The organism is Pseudomonas sp. LBUM920 (genome assembly GCF_003852315.1).
Taxonomy (GTDB): domain Bacteria; phylum Pseudomonadota; class Gammaproteobacteria; order Pseudomonadales; family Pseudomonadaceae; genus Aquipseudomonas.
Window position 1 is genome coordinate 5,806,483 of sequence record NZ_CP027762.1, and the last position, 17,696, is coordinate 5,824,178.

Below are 17,696 nucleotides of genomic sequence, written 5' to 3' on the forward strand. Positions count from 1 at the left end.
GGCATCGCAGGCAGGCCAGCTCCCACACAAAACCGGCTCCCACATTCCGGTTTTGTGTGGTGTCAGCTGTGGCGGTAGAACCGATCCAGCAACGCCGGTAACCCGGCCCGCCACGCTCGAGGCTTGATGCCAAAGGTGTGCAGGATTTTCTTGCAGGCCAGCACCGCGTGTTGCGGTTCATCTGCCGCATCCGGGCGTGCCGCGTGAGCCTGGGCGGTAGGCGACTCGATCGCCAGCGGGTGGAAATTGCGCGCTTCGGTAAGGATCGCCTGGCCCAGCGCCAACGGTGTGGTCGCCTCGTGCCCGGCGTAGTGATACGTGCCCCACAGCGGTGCCGCGCAATCAAGTTGCTTGAGCACCGAGATGATCACCCGCGCAGCATCGTCCACGGGCGTCGGGTTGCCCCGGCGATCATCGGCCATCAGCAACTCGTCCGGCTTCTCGGCCCGCGCCAAAAAGCGCCCGAGCGTGCCGTCGACGCTGTCATCCAGCAGCCAACCAAAACGCAGCAGCACATGCTGCGGGCAGGTGGCGCGCACGCTTTGTTCGATGCGCCACAACGCCTGGCCGCGCAGGCCCAGGGGCACCGGCTCGTCTTTCTCGCTGTAGGCGGTGGCGCGGGAGCCATCGAACACGCGGTAGCTGGACGGTTGCAGCAAGGTGATGTTGTGGTGCTGGCACAGCTCGGCCAGGCGCTCGATGGCGAATTCCTGAGCGGCCAAACGGCTTTCGCTGACCGCTTCGGCCTGAAACCAGTCGAAATAGTAGGCGAGGTTGATCAACGCATCGGGACGGGTGTCGTCGAGCAATTGGGTCAGGCTCGCGGCATCCCAGCCGTCTTGGGGCGGTTTGGGTGCGAGGAAACCGATGTCTTCCTCTGCACCGAGGCGAATCAGCGCTTGCCCGAGGGCATTCCCGCCGCCCAGTAACATAAGGCGCATTCGCATAGAGTGTGCAGGCCCGGTCTGTTTGGAACGATGGTTATTGTCGGCAGGCGGATGAAGCCGGCCGTAGGTTTATTCCAGAATCGTTGCATTTTGCGGGTTTGTAGCGCAACCGTCACGGATAAAGTGCGGGGTTGCAACTTGGCACCGCCGGTTGCATATAAGGGGTATGAACCTTCCTGAAACCACGGACACGGTCTTGAACGGCTTTCACCCCGCTGTCAGCGCCTGGTTCCGCAGCTCTTTCCCTTCGGTCACCAGCGCCCAGGCCCAGGCGTGGCCGCTGATTCGCCAGCGCCGCTCCACCCTGATCGCCGCGCCCACCGGTTCGGGCAAGACCCTGACGGCGTTCCTCGCCGTGCTGGATGACCTGGTGCACCAGGGCCTGGCGAATGGCGGGCAACTGCCGGACGAGACGCTGGTGGTGTATGTCTCGCCGCTCAAGGCACTGTCCAACGACATCCAGATCAACCTGCAAAACCCGCTCACCGGCATCACCGAGCAGCTGCAGGCGATGGGCTTGCCGCCCTTGGTGATCCGCACCGCCGTGCGCACCGGCGACACCCCGCAAAAAGACCGTGCGCAGATGCGCAAGCGCCCGCCGCATATCCTGGTGACCACCCCGGAATCGCTCTACGTGCTGCTGGGATCCGACTCCGGTCGGCACATGCTCGCCAGCACGCGCACGGTGATCGTCGACGAAATTCATGCCATCGCCGCCAGCAAGCGCGGCAGCCATATGGCCCTGAGCCTGGAACGCCTGCAAGGCCTGTGCGCCGAACCGCTGACCCGCATTGGCCTGTCTGCCACGCAAAAGCCCATCGAGGCGGTGTCGCGCTTTTTGGTCGGCACCGACCGCCCCTGCGCAATTGTCGATATCGGCCACGCCCGCTCGCGTGACCTGGATATCGAAGTGCCGCCGGTGCCGCTCTCGGCGGTCATGGCCAACGACGTGTGGGAACTGGTCTACAACCGCCTCGCCGACCTGGCGCGCGAACACCGCACCACGCTGATTTTCGTCAACACCCGGCGCCTGGCCGAACGCCTGGCGCGGCACTTGAGCGAGCGTCTGGGCAAAACCGCCGTGGCCGCGCACCACGGCAGCCTGGCCAAAGAGCTGCGCCTGGACGCCGAACAACGGCTCAAGGCCGGCGAGCTGCAAGTGCTGATCGCCACTGCGTCCCTGGAGCTGGGGATTGATATCGGTGACGTCGACCTGGTGTGTCAGATCGGCTCACCCGGCTCCATCAATGGTTTTCTGCAACGCGTCGGCCGTTCCGGGCACCAGGTCGGCGGCACGCCCAAGGGGCGCTTGTTCGCCACCACCCGCGATGACCTGATCGAGTGCGCCGCCCTGCTCGACTGCGTGCGCCGGGGTGAGCTGGACACCTTGCAGATCCCGGTCGCGCCGCTGGATGTACTGGCCCAGCAGATCATCGCCGAGGTCAGCGCCCAGGAATGGTCGGAACCGGCATTGCTCGATCTCATTCGCCGCGCCTCGCCCTACGCCGCGCTGGATGTGCGCCATTACCAGGCGCTGTTGCAGATGCTCGCCGAGGGCTATAACGGCCGCCAGGGCATCCGTAGCGCCTACCTGCACCGCGACGCCGTGACCCACACCCTGCGCGGGCGTCGTGGCGCCAAGCTGACGGCCGTGACCAGCGGCGGCACCATCCCCGACAACGCCGACTACAGCGTGCTGCTCGAGCCCCAGAGCCTGAACATCGGCAGCGTCAACGAAGACTTCGCGGTGGAAAGCATCGCCGGGGATATCTTCCAGCTCGGTAATACGTCCTACAGAATCTTGCGGGTCGAAGCCGGCAAGGTGAGGGTTGAGGACGCCCATGGCCAGCCGCCGACCATTCCGTTCTGGCTGGGCGAAGCGCCAGGGCGCAGCAACGAATTGTCGGCGGCGGTGGCGCGGTTCCAAGGCCAGCTCGACGCGCTGCTCAGCGCCACGCCCGGCGACTTGCAAGCGGCCCTCGACTGGCTCACCGGCACCCTTGGCCTGAACCACGCCAGCGCCGAGCAGATCCTCGATTATCTGGCCCGCGCACGCCTGGCCTTGAGCGCGCTGCCGTCCCAGGACACGTTGATCATGGAGCGGTTTTTCGACGAGTCCGGCGGCACCCAACTGATCATTCACACGCCGTTCGGCAGCCGTATCAATCGCGCCTGGGGCCTGGCGTTGCGCAAGCGTTTTTGCCGCACGTTCAATGTCGAATTGCAGGCGGCGGCCAGTGAAAATGCAATCGTGCTGTCGCTGTCGACCAGCCACAGTTTCGAGCTGGATGATGTGTGGCGGTATCTGAACAGCAACAGTGCCGAGCACGTCCTGATCCAGGCCGTGCTGGACGCGCCGCTGTTCGGCGTGCGCTGGCGCTGGAACGCCGGTGTGGCACTGGCGTTGCCGCGTTATACCGGCGGACGCAAAGTGGCGCCGCAGATCCAGCGGATGAAAAGCGAAGACCTGATCGCCAATGTGTTTCCCGACCAGATCGCCTGCCTGGAAAACCTCGCCGGCGAGCGCGAAGTGCCCGAGCACCCCTTGGTGGAACAGACCCTCGACGACTGCCTGCACGACGCCATGGACAGCAACGCCTGGCTGGCGCTGCTGCGGCGCATGGAAAGCGGCGAAGTGCGGCTGATCAGCCGCGACCTGCCGGCGCCCTCGCCCATGGCCGCGGAAATTCTCAGCGCGCGCCCCTACACCTTTCTCGACGACGCACCCTTGGAAGAACGCCGTACCCAAGCCGTGCTCAACCGGCGCTGGAGCGACCCGCACAGCACCGACGACCTCGGCGCGCTGGATGCCGAGGCCATCGCCGGCGTGCGCGAGGAAGCCTGGCCGGCGCCCAATGGCCTGGACGAAATGCACGAAGCGCTGATGAGCCTGGCCTGCATTGCCACTCATGAGGTCACGCCGCAATGGGCCGAGTGGCTGCAGGCCTTGGCCAAGGGTGGGCGCGCCTTTGCATTGAGCAATGGCCTGTGGGTGGCGGTGGAACGCTTGAGCTGTTTGCAGGCTATCTATCCCAACGACTTGCCGTTGCTGCCGGGCTTCGATGAACCCTGGACCGTTGATGATGCGCTGATGGAAGTGCTGCGCGCCCGCCTCAGCGGTTTCGGCCCGCTGAGCCTGATCGAGATCGCCGCGCCGTTGGCCCTGCCGGTGGCAGACGTAACCCAGGCACTCGCTCGCCTGGAGCAGGAAGGCTACGTGCTGCGCGGCCGTTTCAGCCCTGGCGCCAGCGAAGAACAGTGGTGCGAACGGCATTTGCTCGCGCGCATTCATCGCTACACGGTCAAGCGCCTGCGCCGCGAAATCGAGCCCGTGGCGCTGCAGGATTTCATGCGCTTCCTGTTCGATTGGCAGCACCTGTCCGACGGCACACGCGGCCAGGGCAGCGCCATGTTGCCGCAGATTGTCGCGCAGTTTGAGGGCTACGCCGCCGCCACCTCGGCCTGGGACAGTGACTTGCTCAGCGCGCGCCTGAAGGATTACTCATCCACCTGGCTCGACGACCTGTGCCGCAGCGGCAAGCTGGTGTGGACGCGGCTGAGCAACAAGGCCGGCGCGATGGCCCTGCGCAGCACACCGGTGGTGTTGCTGCCGCGCAGCCAAGTGCCGCTGTGGAGCGGGCTGACCGAGATGACCGACAGCACCACGCTGTCACCCAAGGCGCAGAAAGTCCACGTGGCGCTGCGTGAACATGGCGCGCTGTTTTTCGACGAACTGGTGCACGAAGCCCACCTGCTGCGCAGCGAACTGGAGACGGCGCTGCAGGAACTGGTGGGCGCAGGGCTGGTGAATGCCGACAGCTTCGCCGGCCTGCGCGCGCTGACCACACCCGCCAGCAAACGCCAGGCGCGCAGCAGCCGACGCGGACGCGGGGCGTTTGTCGGCGGCATGGACGACGCCGGGCGCTGGGCTTTGCTGCGCCGTTCACCGAGCGCCGCCGGGCCACATTCGGCCGAGACGCTGGAGCATGTGGCGATGACCTTGCTGCGCCGCTATGGCGTGGTGTTCTGGCGGTTGCTGGAGCGTGAGGCGGATTGGTTGCCGAGCTGGCGCGAGTTGCTGCGCACTTTCCATCGGCTCGAAGCGCGCGGGGAGATCCGCGGCGGGCGGTTCGTCAGTGGGCTGGCGGGCGAGCAGTTTGCGTTGCCGGAGGCAATTGGGTTATTGCGCGAAGTCCGCCGCCGGCCGCATGACGGCAGTTTGATTGCGGTGTGCGGGGCTGATCCGCTGAACCTGGTGGGCACGCTGCTGCCGGGCAGCAAAGTGCCGGCGGTGAGTGGCAATCGGGTTGTGTACCGCGATGGGTTGCCGGCGGCGGTGAGGGTCGCTGGCAAGCAACAGGTATTGCTGGAGGTGGATCAGTTGGCGGTGCAGGAGAAGTTGATCAGGCATTGACGCCTGGATTGACCTCACCGGCCTCATCGCGGGCAAGCCCGGCTCCCACGGTAGGAATGCGTTCCCATGTGGGAGCGGGCTTGCCCGCGATGAGGCCCGCGAGCCACCCAAATTATTGAGGCCTGGGCTGTTCCGTCAACACCACCGAAGCCGGCACTTCCTCATCCGGCTCATCCACATGCGCCGTGCGTTTGGGCAGCCAGATCTGCTGTGGATAAGTTTGCGCGAAGTGCACCTCATCACAGTTATCCACAAGCTTTTTCAAGCGCTGGTTGAATGCGCGGCTCACCGCGTATTGCCCGCCTGACACCGTGCGGAATTGCGCGGTCAGCACCACGCCGTTGAGGTCCATCTTGTCGACGCCAAACACCTCCAGCGGCCCTTGCAGGTTGTACTTGAGGAACACATCGTCGCGAATCGATTGCCCGGCCTCGCGGATCAGGTCCACGGCCTTGTCCACATCGGTGTCGTAGGTGAACTGCACCGAGAAGAACGCATAGGCAAATTGCCGCGACTGGTTGGTGACCGCCTTGATCTGCCCGAACGGCACCGAGTGAACAAAACCCTTGCCGTCGCGCAGGCGCAACGTCCGGATGGTCAGGCCCTCTACGGTACCGGCGTGGCCGGAGTCGAGCACGACCCAATCGCCGATGGACAGCGTGTCCTCGATGATGATGAACAGGCCAGTGATCACGTCCTGCACCAATTGCTGCGAGCCAAAACCGATAGCCAAACCAACCACACCGGCACCGGCCAGCAGCGGCGCGACGTTGATGCCAAGGTTGGCCATGGTGGTGATCGCGCAGATCACCACCAGGATGATTTTCACCGCGTTACGCAGCAGCGGCAGAATGGTTTTGACCCGCGTACTCGGCTGACGGCTGGAGCGCTTATTGACCGGTGGTTTCAGCGCTTCCTGAATCGCGGTGTCGAGCACCACCCAAAACAACCAGGTCACCAGCAGGATCAGGCCGATGCTGCTCAGGGAGTCGCTGATCGCGCGGCCCACCGAGTTGCGCTGGGCAAATTCGAACAGCGAGACGCCCCAGATACGCCCCAGGATTTCGATAAACGCGATGGCCATGGCGATGCGCAAGATCGCGTGCAACAGACTGAGGAAGCGCTCCTTGTAGGCGCTGCTGCGCTGGATCGCCACCTGGCTGCGGGACTTGAACAGGTGTTGCAGTACGGTGCTGAGAAACACTGTGCCGATCAGCAAAATCGTGGTGAACAGCGCGCAGCGCAGCGCCTTCTGGTTATCGTCGCCCGCGCCGATCAGGTTGATTGCCGAGACCAGCACCATCAACAGAATCGGCCAGTACCACAGCCCGGAAAACACCCGCAGCGATTGCTGCAGCGCAGGGTGTTTGAGGCGCTGGGCCAGTGGCCGATTGCGGATCAAGTGCGCCACCGGACGGCGCAGGCGCACCACCAAAACCCCGAAAATCACCGCCGCGAACAGGCCGGTGAAAACCGCGATGCTGCTGGTGATATTGCCACCCAACTGCCGGGCGATCTGCGGGCTGGTCAGCGCGTCGCTGAGGGCGGCCAGGAAGCCGATCAGGAACAGCGGCTTGGGGCAGTAGTCGCGAATGATCTGCACGGCCGGGCGCTTGTGGCCCAGATTGAACATGACGATCACGCACAACAACATCGACGTAGAAAAGATGCCGCTGCTGGTGGCGTAGGCAAAACACAGCGCCAGCGCGCGGCCCACCGACGAGGCCAGGAAGTGGCTGACGTAGAGGGTCAGCGGCAGACAGATGAGCGCGGGGATTGTGTAGGGCACCACGTACCCCAAGACTGCCAGCAAGCGTTCGCGCCGTTCGACGAACGACCGACGACTCAAGCGCTGCACAACAAAGCGCCCCAGCAGGGTCAACACCACAAAGGCGCCAACCCAGACGCCGGACAGCAACAGGAAGTCGCCGGCCACGCTCCACGGCGACCGTTCGGCCGTCTGGTCGACCAGGCGCCCCACCTCGTCCGCCGCGCGATCGGCACGCAAGCGCCAGGCGTCGATGAGGTTCTGGTTAAGGTCGAGCTTGTCTTGTACATCGTCAATGCTGGAACTGATGGCGCCCAGCAGGCCGCCCTCGACCAGCAACTCCGGTTTAGCGGGCGCCGCCGCTGCGGCAGGCGCGGCCGGCGCTGCGGCGGCCGCCGGCGTAGCAGCTTGCAATGCGCCATTGCCACACAACAGCAGCGCACCAAGCAGTAATGCAGTCTTTAAATTCAGCAAAACACCGGGCTCCATCAGCAGGGTCTGTAAGGAACTGACGGGTTTGAGCCTTGATCGTTCCCCGCCATTGGGCATCTTTGCCTCCCGGTCAAATATCAAATGCCGATCACTGTCTTTTTCCGCACAAGCCAAATCCCGACACTGCGCTCCTGAATCACACCCATCGGAGTTGCAGCCATGCCCATTGCCCTGCTCGCGCTGACCCTCAGCGCTTTTGCCATCGGGACGACCGAGTTCGTCATCGTTGGCCTGTTACCCACCATCGGCGCCGACCTGGGCGTCGACCTGCCGTCCGCCGGCTTGCTGGTCAGCCTGTACGCCTTGGGCGTGGCCATTGGCGCGCCGGTGCTCACCGCCCTCACCGGCAAAGTGCCGCGCAAACTGCTGCTGTTGTCGCTGATGGTGCTGTTCACCCTCGGCAACCTGTTGGCCTGGCAGGCGCCGAGTTATGAATCGCTGGTGCTGGCGCGGATCGTCACCGGCCTGGCCCACGGGGTGTTTTTCTCGATTGGCTCGACCATCGCCACCAGCCTGGTGCCCAAGGAAAAAGCCGCCAGCGCGATTGCGATCATGTTTACCGGCTTGACCGTTGCACTGGTCACCGGCGTGCCGCTGGGCACGTTTATCGGCCAGCACTTCGGCTGGCGGGAAACGTTCCTCGCCGTCTCGGCCCTGGGCGTGATCGCGTTTATCGGCAGCCTGATCTATGTGCCGAACAGCATCGCCCACAGCAAACCCGCCTCGTTGCTGCAACAACTGCAGGTGCTCAAGCAGCCGCGCTTGCTGCTTGTGTACGCCATGACCGCCATCGGCTACGGCGGCTCGTTCATCGCGTTCACCTTTCTGGCGCCGATCCTTCAGGACATTTCAGGCTTCAGCGCCGGCACCGTCAGCCTGGTGCTGCTGGTGTACGGCATCTCGGTGGCGGCGGGGAATATCTGGGGCGGCAAGCTGGCCGATAAACGCGGCCCGATCAGCGCGTTGAAAATCATCTTCGCCCTGCTCGCGGCGGTGCTGTTCATCCTCACCCTGACCGCCAGCAACCCCTGGCTGGCGCTGGCCACCGTGCTGGTGTGGGGCGCGGTTGCCTTCGGCAATGTGCCGGGCCTGCAGGTGTACGTGGTGCGCCAGGCTGAACATCACACCCCGCAGGCGGTGGATGTGGCGTCGGGCTTGAACATTGCGGCGTTCAACCTCGGAATCGCCGGCGGCGCCTGGGCCGGGGGCTTGATCGTGGCGCACATGGGCTTGATCCATACCGCGTGGATCGGTGGCTCAGTGGTGTTGGTGGCCCTGGCGCTGACGGCGTGGAGTGGCCGATTGGACCGGTTGGGGCCGGTGTATGCCGACAGCTCGACGCGCACGGCAGTCGGACACTGATTCGGCCACGACGCACATCCAATGTGGACGCTGGCTTGCCTGCGATTGCGGTACGCCAGCGCCGCATTCAGCGCCGGCCCCATCGCTATCGCAGGCAGCCCGCTCCCACATTCCTTACCTTGTACCGTCTGTAGGAACGGCGAAACTTTCCGACAAAAACCGCAGTCATCCCAAAACGGAGGTCACTTGACCCTACATCCACGGGAGTAATCATGGCGGCGATTCACATCGGCATTTCCGGCTGGCGCTACACGCCCTGGCGGGGGGATTTCTACCCCGAGGGCCTGACCCAGAAACGCGAATTGCAATTTGCGTCACGCGCCGTCAACAGCATCGAAATCAACGGCTCGTTCTACGCTCTGCAAACACCCAAGCGTTATGCCGAGTGGTACGCCGACACGCCTGAGCATTTCGTGTTCAGCGTGAAGGCACCGCGCTACATCACCCACATTCTGCGCTTGCGCGATGTGCACAAGCCGATGGCCAATTTCTTTGCTTCCGGGGTGCTGGAACTGAAGGAAAAGCTCGGGCCGATCCTCTGGCAATTCCCGCCCAGCTTCACATTCGACCCGCCGCTGTTTGAAGCCTTCCTTCAACTACTCCCCACCGACACCCAACAGGCCGCCGCCCTCGCCCGCGAGCACGAGCCGCGCCTGAACGGCAAGGCGAGCATGCAAGCCCATGGCAAAAAGCCGCTGCGTCATGCGGTGGAAATTCGCCACAAGAGTTTCGCAGTGCCGGAGTTTGTGCAGATGCTGGACAAGCACGGCGTGGCACTGGTGGTCGCCGATACCGCCGGCAAGTGGCCGTATATCGAAGACGTCACCGCCAACTTCCTGTACCTGCGCCTGCACGGTGACAAAAAGCTCTACGCCAGCGGCTACACCGCCGAGGCGATCAAGCGTTGGGGTGACCGCATCGATCGCTGGCGCCAGGGCAAACAGCCGGAGGATGCGCATTTGGTCGACCCGAAACACACGCCACGCGCGCGCAAGCAACGCGATATTTTTTGCTATTTCGACAACGACATCAAAGTGCGCGCGCCCTTCGATGCGCGCCAACTGTTGCAGCGCTTCGAGCTGGATAAACACTTGGCCACCGAGCCCGGCACGTTGCCAGCACCCGGGGTGCTGCCATGACCCATCCGGAATTGATCCCCGCCACGCCCACTACCGCCATCACGCGCTTCAAAGTGCTGACGGTGAATATCCACAAGGGTTTCACCGCGCTGAATCGACGCTTCATCCTTCCCGAACTGCGTGAAGCGGTGCGCAGCGTGGGCGCCGACATGGTGTTCTTGCAGGAAATCCACGGCACTCACGAACGCCATCCCCAGCGCTACCAGGACTGGCCGAAGATGCCGCAATACGAGTTCCTGGCCGACAGCATCTGGCCGCAGTTCGCTTACGGGCGCAACGCGGTCTACCCGCACGGCGACCACGGCAACGCGTTGCTGTCCAAATTCCAGATCGTGCGCTACGACAACCTCGACATTTCGCAAAGCGGCCATGAAAGCCGCGGGCTGCTGCATTGCGTATTGCGCCTGCCAGGCACCGGCCAGGAGGTGCATGCGATCTGCATGCACTTGGGCCTGCGCGAGGTGCATCGTCAGCAGCAATTGCGTTTGCTGGAACAGCGCATCAGCGAAATCCCGGCCGACGCGCCGCTGGTGGTGGCCGGTGATTTCAACGACTGGCGCCAAAAGGCCGACCTGAGCCAGAGCGGTCTCAGAGAAGTGTTTGTTGATGCCACTGGTAAGCCTGCGCGCACGTTTCCGGCGCGCCTGCCACTGTTACCGCTGGACCGCATCTATGTGCGCAACCTGAAAATTCACAACCCCAAGGTACTGACTACCCGGCCGTGGTCGCATCTGTCAGACCATGTGCCGTTGTCGGTGGAGATCGAGTTATGACCGTCGCGGTAGAGCACATTGCCACCGACCAGCCGCCAGATGACGCCAAGGCGCGTGATGTCGATTACGGCTGGCAAAGCGGCAACCGTCTTGAGTTGCTGGAGAACGGCGAGGCTTACTTCCCCAGGGTGTTTGAAGCGATGCGCGAGGCCCAGCGGGAGATTTTGCTGGAGACCTTTATTCTGTTCGAAGACAAGGTCGGCCATGAGCTCAAAGGCATCCTGATTGAGGCGGCGCAGCGCGGCGTCAAGGTGGTGGCCAGCCTCGACGGGTTTGGCTGCGGCGAGCTGAGCCCGGCGTTTCTGGGTGAGCTGGCCGAGGCTGGCGTGCTGGTGCAGATGTTTGACCCGGCGTCGAAAATGCTGGGGATTCGCACCAACTGGTTCCGTCGCCTGCACCGCAAGATCGTGGTGGTGGACGCCACCGTGGCGTTTATCGGCGGGATCAATTTTTCTGCCGACCATCTGGGCGATTTCGGCCCCGAAGCCAAGCAGGATTACGCCGTGCGAGTGACCGGCCCTGCGGTCGCCGACCTGCATCATTTTGCCCTCGCCCAAAGCGGCCGCCAGGTGCGCACGCGGCGTGGCTGGCGACGACGCCAGCAACGGCCGTCCCTGTGGACAACGGCCAATGAGGAGGGTCTGGTTCGCCTGATTTACCGCGACAACGTGCAGCACCGCGACGATATCGAAGAGGCCTATATCCACGCCTTGAGCAAGGCGCAAAAACGCGTGGTGATAGCCAACGCCTACTTCTTCCCCGGCTACCGCCTGCTGCGCGAGATTCGCAATGCCGCGCGCCGTGGCGTGCACGTGCAACTGATCATGCAAGGCCAGCCCGACGTCCTGTTGGCCAAGCTGGCGGCGCGCATGCTCTATGACTATTTGCTCAAGGACGGCGTGGTGATCCATGAGTATTGCCAGCGCCCGCTACACGGCAAAGTCGCGTTGGTGGATGACGAGTGGAGCACCGTAGGCTCAAGCAACCTGGACCCATTGAGCCTGTCCCTGAACCTGGAAGCCAATGTGTTGATTCGCGACCGCGCGTTCAACCAGCAGCTGTACGAACGCCTGGAACTGCTCGCCCACGAGCACTGCCGGACCATGCCGGAAAACCGCAAGCCCCGGCTGTGGTTATGGCGGTTGACCGTAGGGTTTTTGGTGTTTCATGTGATGCGCCACTTCCCCGTGCTGACGGGCTGGCTGCCCGCGCATAAACCGCGTTTGAAACCCTTCGAGAGCCAGGCCCATGACCTCTGAGGCCGGTGGTTCACGACTCAAACGCTGGAAGAAGCCGCTGACCGTTGTCTTCTTCCTGGTGTTGATCGCGCTGTTCACCCTGCTGGCACGGCGCATCGACTGGAGCGAAGTGCTGCAGACGCTCGGCGACTTCAAGCTGCGCACGTTGCTGATCGCCAGCGCGCTGACCCTGTGCAGTTTTCTCGTCTACGCCAGTTTCGACCTCATCGGCCGCACTTACATTCGCCAACCGCTGGGTTGGAAGCAAATCCTGCCGGTGGGGATCATCAGCTATGCGTTCAACCTCAACCTGAGCGCGTGGGTCGGCGGGATCGCCATGCGTTACCGGCTGTATTCGCGGCTTGGGGTGAGCACCGGCAATATCGCCAAGATCCTTGGGCTGAGCCTGGCCACCAATTGGTTCGGCTATATGGCGCTGGCCGGTGTGGTGTTCAGCAGCGGTTTGGTGACGATGCCGCCCGGGTGGAAAGTCAGCACCCTGGCGTTGCAGGGCATTGGCGTGGTGCTGGTGTTGGCCAGCCTCGGCTACTTGGCGGCGTGCCGGTTCTCGAAGAAGCGTGCGTGGTCGATCAAGGGCATCGAGATCAATCTGCCGTCGTTGCGCATGGCGTGTTTGCAGTTGGCTCTGGGCGCGTTGAACTGGTCGTTGATGGCAGCGGTAATTTTTACCTTGTTGCCGGCCAAGTTGGACTATCCGCTGGTGCTGGGGGTGTTGCTGATCAGCGCGATTGCCGGTGTGGTTACGCATATTCCAGCGGGGCTTGGGGTGTTGGAGGCGGTGTTTATTGGCTTGCTGCAGCATGAGGCGTCGCGCGGGAGTTTGCTGGCCGGGTTGATTGCCTATCGGGCGGTGTACTTTATTTTGCCGCTGGTGATTGCGTTGGTGATGTACCTCGCGGTGGAGGCCAAGGCCAAGGCGTTGCGGGTTAAAAAGACACCGGCTTGATGCAGGTTGGCAGGACCTGCGCCATCGCGGGCAAGCCCGCTCCCACCGTTGGAATGCATTTCACTGTGGGAGCCGGACTTGCCCGTGATGGCGCTGAGAGGGCAACGCTTTATCGGGCCTGGATGATGCTCAGCCGTTCGCCCACCACCATCTCGGTAATCCAGTCCACCAGGATTGAGGTGTAGGCCTGCTGCGACACCGGGTCGCTCAACGAGTGGTCGGCGCCGTCGATGATGCGGTGGGTCAAAGAGTGAGTCTGCTGGCACGCCGCGCGGTAACTCATGATGGTGGCGTGGGGCACGTGGTCGTCGGTTTCCGACTCGACAATCAGCACATCGCCGGTGAATTTCGCGCAGGCATGCAGGGCGCGGTTGGTTTCGGCGTGCACCAGGGTGCTGCGGTAATCCATCAGGTCGACCTTATCCAGATCGCGTTTGGGCTTGAGCCATTCCTGGTCGCGGTACAGCGCCGGCACGCGCAGCGCCAGCCAGCGCACCGGGCGCAACGAGGTGAGGATCGCCGCCAGGTAACCGCCGTAGCTGGTGCCCACCACCGCCACGGCCGAGGTGTCGATGGCCGGGTGCGACAGCAAGCGGTCGTAGGCCGCCAGCAGGTCGCGCAGGTTGTCTTCGCGGGTAACGCGCGACAACGGAATACCGGTGCCGGCGTGGCCGCGCAAATCAAAAGTCAGGCATACGCAGCCCAGGCCGGCAATGCCTTTGGCGCGCTCAAGGTCGCGCTCTTGGCTACCGCCCCAACCGTGCACAAACAACACGCCTGGCACTTTGGATTTGGGGCTCAGGAATGTCCCGCTCATTTGCTCGTCGTCGATGTCGATCGCAATGCTTTCACTTCTAGCCGTCATAAGATTTAACCGTCACGTACTTGAGAAGAAAGTCGCTGTTGTCTGCAGGGCCGCGGTACACCTCGATGGCGTCCGCCGGCAGCGGTTGGTCCACGTAGGTTTCCACCGATGAAACGTGGATGGCACGCAGGCTCGGGTTATTGATGAAGCTTTGCAGCGCCGCGACTTCAGCGCTGCTGGCGCCGCCCATGCGCCAGGATTGTTCGAGCACGCCGCTGCGGCGTTGGCCGTCACTGTCCAGGCCTTGGGCAATATCGTAGTTGCGGCGCGAGGCGTAGAAACCAGGGTAGGCCTCATCGGCGGCCGTGTCGAAAACCTGGGCTTGTTCGATGGCCTCACGCACGTCGTCGGGCAGGTCGAGCTTCAACAGGTCGGCGTAGTGGCCAGGCACGACGAGCAAGTCGGAGCCGCCGTAAACCTCTTCGCCCTGCCCGTCTTCAGTGAGGTACTGCTGGCCGCAGTAGCTGATGACGTGTTCGCCGATAAAACTCTGGCCCACGCTATGGGTGATCACCTCGTGCAAGTCCTGCTCAAGCACCACGCCTTCCGTAAACAGCGTCGCCATGTCGGGTCGCGCCAGCAGCGCTTCGAACTCATCGAGACTGTGGATAACTTCCTGTCCCCGACCGGCGCAGGCATGCACAGGCTTCAGGCGGATCGGCCCGCTGTAGAGCAAGCGCGTGGCGGCGGGCAATGCGTCTTTAAGGGCAAAGACGCTAAGGCCATCGAGGACGACCGGGCGCACCCGCTCGGCAAACGCCGACGACCAGCCTTGCGGCGCCGTCGCTTCGGGGCTCAGCAGGCCATGGGTAATGGCTTTGGTGCAGATGAAATCGTAGTCGACGTAACCGCCCCACACATCCTCTGGGCCCTTAACCTTCAGCGCCAGCGCCTGGGCGGCGCCCACCAGGGTTTGCGTTGGCAGCACATACACGTCACGCCCGGAATGTTGCTGCGGGTCGTAACTGCCGCCGAATTTCAGCCCCAGTATCTGTGCCAGCCACCGCGCCAGCGCCCGGTTGGTTTCAACCTCGTGCTGCGGCGCGCCCGCTCGCGTGGAATGTGCAACCACCAGCTTCTTGCGTTGAGTCGGGGTCATGCGTCCCCCTTGGCTATCCCGCCATGTGTGTACACCCATGGTTGCAGGGATCAGGCCAAGACGATTTCAGGAAAGAGCGTCTTTAAATCAATCAGTTGCTTAAAAAGCGATGGCAGTTGGCCTGTCTTATTCTGCACGACAGGCGGTTGAACAGGCGGCGTTCTGCACGATTCCCTCAGCCACTGCGGCTGGCGCCAGCTAAGATACGGGGCCCTTCACTCTGCAACGAGACATCACCCATGGCCAAGCAAGCGCTCATCCTGATCGACATTCAGAACGACTACTTCCCTGGGGGCAAGTGGCCGCTCGACGGCGTGGACGCGGCGGCCGACAAGGCCGCGCAGGTGCTGCAGGCCTTTCGCCAGGCGGGCGACGCGGTGATTCACGTTCGCCATGAGTTTACCTCCGAGGATGCACCCTTCTTTACACCGGGTTCCGAGGGCGCGCACTTGCATGCCAAGGCCGTGAACGAGGCGAATGAACCGGTGGTGCTCAAGCACGTTGTGAATGCATTTCGCGGGACGGATCTGCGGGCGTTGCTGGAGCAACGGGCCATCACCGAAGTGGTTGTGGTGGGCAACATGAGCCACATGTGCATCGACGCCGTGGTGCGGGCTGCGGCGGACCTGGGCTACAAGGTCACGCTGTTGCATGACGCGTGTGCGACACGGGAACTGGAATTTAACGGGCAAGTGATTCCGGCAGCCCAAGTGCATGGGGCCTATATGGCTTCACTGGCTTTTGCCTACGCGGACGTGGTGTCGACGGCGGAGTACTTGAAGGCACAAGCGGCGGCGGCATGACCGCCACTTGTGTACCGAGCGTCAACGGGTCGCGATGATGAAAAGGCGAGGGAACGGCAGCAACACAGTGCCATCGCCCAGTGCTGGATACGCCTGGGTAATCCGCGTCTGATATTCATGCAGGAAGGCGACTTTTTCGCGCTCGGTCAACGGTGCGAGGAAGGGCCGTAATGCCGACCCCTTGAACCATTCCACCACGGCGCCGTGATCCGCCAGCGGGTGCAGGTAGGTGGTGCGCCACACATCGACAGTGCTGCAGTGCTTGCTCAACAGCTCGTAGTAATAGCTCGCCGTGTGCCGTTCATTGTGTTTGACCGAACCGATCTTCGCCGCCCATGGGCCCTGGGCAGCGACTTCGCGCGCCAGCCGGTGGGCTGGTTCGTCGAGGTTATCCGGTGTCTGCACCGCCAGCGTACCGCCAGGCGTCAGTTGGCTGACCAGGTGCGGATACAGCGTGGCGTGGTCCGGCAACCATTGCAGCGAAGCGTTGGCCAGAATCACATCACATGGCTGTGCCGGTGCCCAGGTGCCGATGTCGGCCAATTCGAAATCCAGCGCCGGCAGGCGTTTGCGTGCGTCGATCAGCATGTCGCCGGAACTGTCCATACCGGTGACATGCGCCTGCGGGAAACGCTCGGCCAGCACTTCGGTGGAGTTACCGGGGCCACAACCAAGGTCCACCGCGGTGTTTACCGGGCTATCTGGAATGGCCGCGACCAGGTCACGAACCGGACGGGTGCGCTGCTGTTCAAACATCGTGTACTGCTTGGCTGACCAGGTCATCACGGCTTTCCTTCTTTTTCGAGAGTGGCCACAGCCTAAATCTTGTGAGCCATGAGAACAAATGCCAGGATTGGCGGCCTCCCATACCTTGAAAGTATCCCTATGCTGGAACTTCGCCAACTCAGAGCCTTCGTGGCGATTGCCGAGGAAGGCTATATCACTCGCGCGGCGCAACGCTTGGGCATGCAACAACCGCCGCTGACCCGAATGCTGCAAAGCCTTGAGGCCGAGCTAGGCGTGACATTGATGGAGCGCCTGCCGCGCGGCGTGCGCCCCACGACTGCCGGCTTGGCGTTGCTGGACGAGGCACGAGAAGTCTTGGCGCGCGCCGATGGGGTCGCCGATATCGTGCGGCGCGCCGCCCGCGGTGAGCGTGGCCGGCTGGCTATCGGTTTTACCAGTTCGGCGGCATTGCACCCGTTCGTGCCCAGCGTTTTGCGCGTATTTCGCGAAACGTTTGTCGGCGTCTCGGTGGCCCTGGAAGAAGCGGGTACCGGCGAGCTGCTGGACGCGCTGGCCCATGAAAGACTCGACGCAGCGTTTATCCGTTCGCCGCTCAGCGGCAGTCAAACGTTGCAGGACCAGCCCATTCTGGTGGAGCCGATGCTGCTGGCGCTGCCTACCGATCACCCGCTGGCAAACGACGCCGCAACTCCCCTGCCCCTGGCGGCACTGGCCACCGAAGCCTTCGTGCTTTATCGGCGTCGCGTCGGTCTGGGTTTGTATGACGCAATTCTGGTGGCCTGCCGTGAAGCGGGTTTCAGCCCGCAGGTGGTCCAGGAAGCGCCGCGCATGACCGCGACATTGAGCCTGGTGGCGGCGGGCCTTGGCGTCTCCATCGTGCCAGCGTCCATGCAGCGGTTACGGGGGGATGGCATTGTTTATCGCGAACTGACGGACTGCCAAAGCCTGGTGGCGCCATTGCATTTGGCGACGCGGGTCGGTGACGGCTCGGCGGTGTTGCAGCGCTTCAAGCAAATGGTGGTCAGCGCCGCCGCGAAGGACGCCTGAGCGTCGGCGGCAGAACCTTTGCCGCCAGGCAGCTT

At 63.2% G+C, this 17,696-nt stretch carries 13 protein-coding genes; 8 read left to right on the top strand and 5 right to left on the bottom strand.

Going from position 1 to position 17,696, the window contains the following annotated elements; translation table 11 throughout:
- Positions 1-62: 62 nt before the first annotated feature.
- Complete coding sequence (locus C4J83_RS26965) at positions 63-947, bottom strand: sugar nucleotide-binding protein (protein ID WP_119741388.1); 885 nt, start codon at positions 945-947, stop codon at positions 63-65.
- A 166-nt stretch (positions 948-1,113) separates the two neighbouring features.
- Between C4J83_RS26965 and C4J83_RS26970 the strand changes: the two genes are divergently transcribed.
- On the top strand, positions 1,114-5,361 hold the full coding sequence (locus C4J83_RS26970) for a DEAD/DEAH box helicase (RefSeq protein ID WP_124418563.1): 4,248 nt from the start codon (positions 1,114-1,116) through the stop codon (positions 5,359-5,361).
- A 112-nt stretch (positions 5,362-5,473) separates the two neighbouring features.
- Here C4J83_RS26970 and C4J83_RS26975 read toward each other — a convergent pair whose 3' ends face one another.
- Positions 5,474-7,603: a mechanosensitive ion channel family protein gene (locus C4J83_RS26975; protein WP_124418564.1), complete on the bottom strand. Its 2,130-nt coding sequence runs from the start codon at positions 7,601-7,603 to the stop codon at positions 5,474-5,476.
- 177 nt (positions 7,604-7,780) lie between these two features.
- Here C4J83_RS26975 and C4J83_RS26980 point away from each other — a divergent pair, with 177 nt between their 5' ends.
- The 5 genes from C4J83_RS26980 (at position 7,781) to C4J83_RS27000 (ending at position 13,100) form a co-directional block, all read left to right on the top strand.
- Positions 7,781-8,983 (top strand): MFS transporter, encoded by a 1,203-nt coding sequence (locus C4J83_RS26980; protein ID WP_119741382.1) that lies wholly within the window; start codon positions 7,781-7,783, stop codon positions 8,981-8,983.
- Between the two features lie 212 nt (positions 8,984-9,195).
- Positions 9,196-10,122, top strand: coding sequence for a DUF72 domain-containing protein (locus C4J83_RS26985; RefSeq protein ID WP_124418565.1), 927 nt, complete (start codon positions 9,196-9,198; stop codon positions 10,120-10,122).
- Positions 10,119-10,895, top strand: coding sequence for an endonuclease/exonuclease/phosphatase family protein (locus C4J83_RS26990; protein WP_124418566.1), 777 nt, complete (start codon positions 10,119-10,121; stop codon positions 10,893-10,895). The genes C4J83_RS26985 and C4J83_RS26990 overlap by 4 nt, the downstream gene beginning before the upstream one ends.
- Entirely contained in the window at positions 10,892-12,154 is a 1,263-nt protein-coding gene (gene clsB / locus C4J83_RS26995; protein ID WP_124418567.1) for a cardiolipin synthase ClsB, read from the top strand. The genes C4J83_RS26990 and clsB overlap by 4 nt, the downstream gene beginning before the upstream one ends.
- Positions 12,144-13,100 carry a lysylphosphatidylglycerol synthase domain-containing protein gene (locus C4J83_RS27000; RefSeq protein WP_106580223.1) on the top strand — a complete coding sequence of 319 codons (957 nt, stop codon included), beginning with the start codon at positions 12,144-12,146 and terminating at the stop codon, positions 13,098-13,100. The genes clsB and C4J83_RS27000 overlap by 11 nt, the downstream gene beginning before the upstream one ends.
- Before the next feature lie 109 nt (positions 13,101-13,209).
- Here the strand turns inward: C4J83_RS27000 and C4J83_RS27005 are convergent, their stop codons facing one another.
- Both C4J83_RS27005 and C4J83_RS27010 read right to left on the bottom strand, forming a co-directional pair.
- On the bottom strand, positions 13,210-13,965 hold the full coding sequence (locus tag C4J83_RS27005) for an alpha/beta hydrolase family protein (protein WP_106580222.1): 756 nt from the start codon (positions 13,963-13,965) through the stop codon (positions 13,210-13,212).
- Positions 13,955-15,064 (bottom strand): DUF3182 family protein, encoded by a 1,110-nt coding sequence (locus tag C4J83_RS27010; RefSeq protein WP_124418568.1) that lies wholly within the window; start codon positions 15,062-15,064, stop codon positions 13,955-13,957. The genes C4J83_RS27005 and C4J83_RS27010 overlap by 11 nt, the downstream gene beginning before the upstream one ends.
- 239 nt (positions 15,065-15,303) lie before the next feature.
- Between C4J83_RS27010 and C4J83_RS27015 the strand changes: the two genes are divergently transcribed.
- Positions 15,304-15,867: a cysteine hydrolase family protein gene (locus tag C4J83_RS27015; protein ID WP_124418569.1), complete on the top strand. Its 564-nt coding sequence runs from the start codon at positions 15,304-15,306 to the stop codon at positions 15,865-15,867.
- A gap of 21 nt (positions 15,868-15,888) precedes the next feature.
- On the opposite strand, the gene tam is transcribed toward C4J83_RS27015, so the two are convergent.
- Positions 15,889-16,650: a trans-aconitate 2-methyltransferase gene (gene tam / locus C4J83_RS27020; protein ID WP_124418570.1), complete on the bottom strand. Its 762-nt coding sequence runs from the start codon at positions 16,648-16,650 to the stop codon at positions 15,889-15,891.
- Positions 16,651-16,752: 102 nt separating this feature from the next.
- Here tam and C4J83_RS27025 point away from each other — a divergent pair, with 102 nt between their 5' ends.
- Positions 16,753-17,661, top strand: coding sequence for a LysR family transcriptional regulator (locus C4J83_RS27025; protein ID WP_124418571.1), 909 nt, complete (start codon positions 16,753-16,755; stop codon positions 17,659-17,661).
- The last annotated feature ends 35 nt before the right edge of the window (positions 17,662-17,696 follow it).

Bases quoted from the DNA above. Each gene is read 5' to 3' on its own strand.
- C4J83_RS26965 (WP_119741388.1), bottom strand. From the start codon at position 947: ATGCGAATGCGCCTTATGTTACTGGGCGGCGGGAATGCCCTCGGGCAA.
- C4J83_RS26970 (WP_124418563.1), top strand. From the start codon at position 1,114: ATGAACCTTCCTGAAACCACGGACACGGTCTTGAACGGCTTTCACCCC.
- C4J83_RS26980 (WP_119741382.1), top strand. From the start codon at position 7,781: ATGCCCATTGCCCTGCTCGCGCTGACCCTCAGCGCTTTTGCCATCGGG.
- C4J83_RS26985 (WP_124418565.1), top strand. From the start codon at position 9,196: ATGGCGGCGATTCACATCGGCATTTCCGGCTGGCGCTACACGCCCTGG.
- C4J83_RS26990 (WP_124418566.1), top strand. From the start codon at position 10,119: ATGACCCATCCGGAATTGATCCCCGCCACGCCCACTACCGCCATCACG.
- clsB (WP_124418567.1), top strand. From the start codon at position 10,892: ATGACCGTCGCGGTAGAGCACATTGCCACCGACCAGCCGCCAGATGAC.
- C4J83_RS27000 (WP_106580223.1), top strand. From the start codon at position 12,144: ATGACCTCTGAGGCCGGTGGTTCACGACTCAAACGCTGGAAGAAGCCG.
- C4J83_RS27005 (WP_106580222.1), bottom strand. From the start codon at position 13,965: ATGACGGCTAGAAGTGAAAGCATTGCGATCGACATCGACGACGAGCAA.
- C4J83_RS27010 (WP_124418568.1), bottom strand. From the start codon at position 15,064: ATGACCCCGACTCAACGCAAGAAGCTGGTGGTTGCACATTCCACGCGA.
- C4J83_RS27015 (WP_124418569.1), top strand. From the start codon at position 15,304: ATGGCCAAGCAAGCGCTCATCCTGATCGACATTCAGAACGACTACTTC.
- tam (WP_124418570.1), bottom strand. From the start codon at position 16,650: ATGACCTGGTCAGCCAAGCAGTACACGATGTTTGAACAGCAGCGCACC.
- C4J83_RS27025 (WP_124418571.1), top strand. From the start codon at position 16,753: ATGCTGGAACTTCGCCAACTCAGAGCCTTCGTGGCGATTGCCGAGGAA.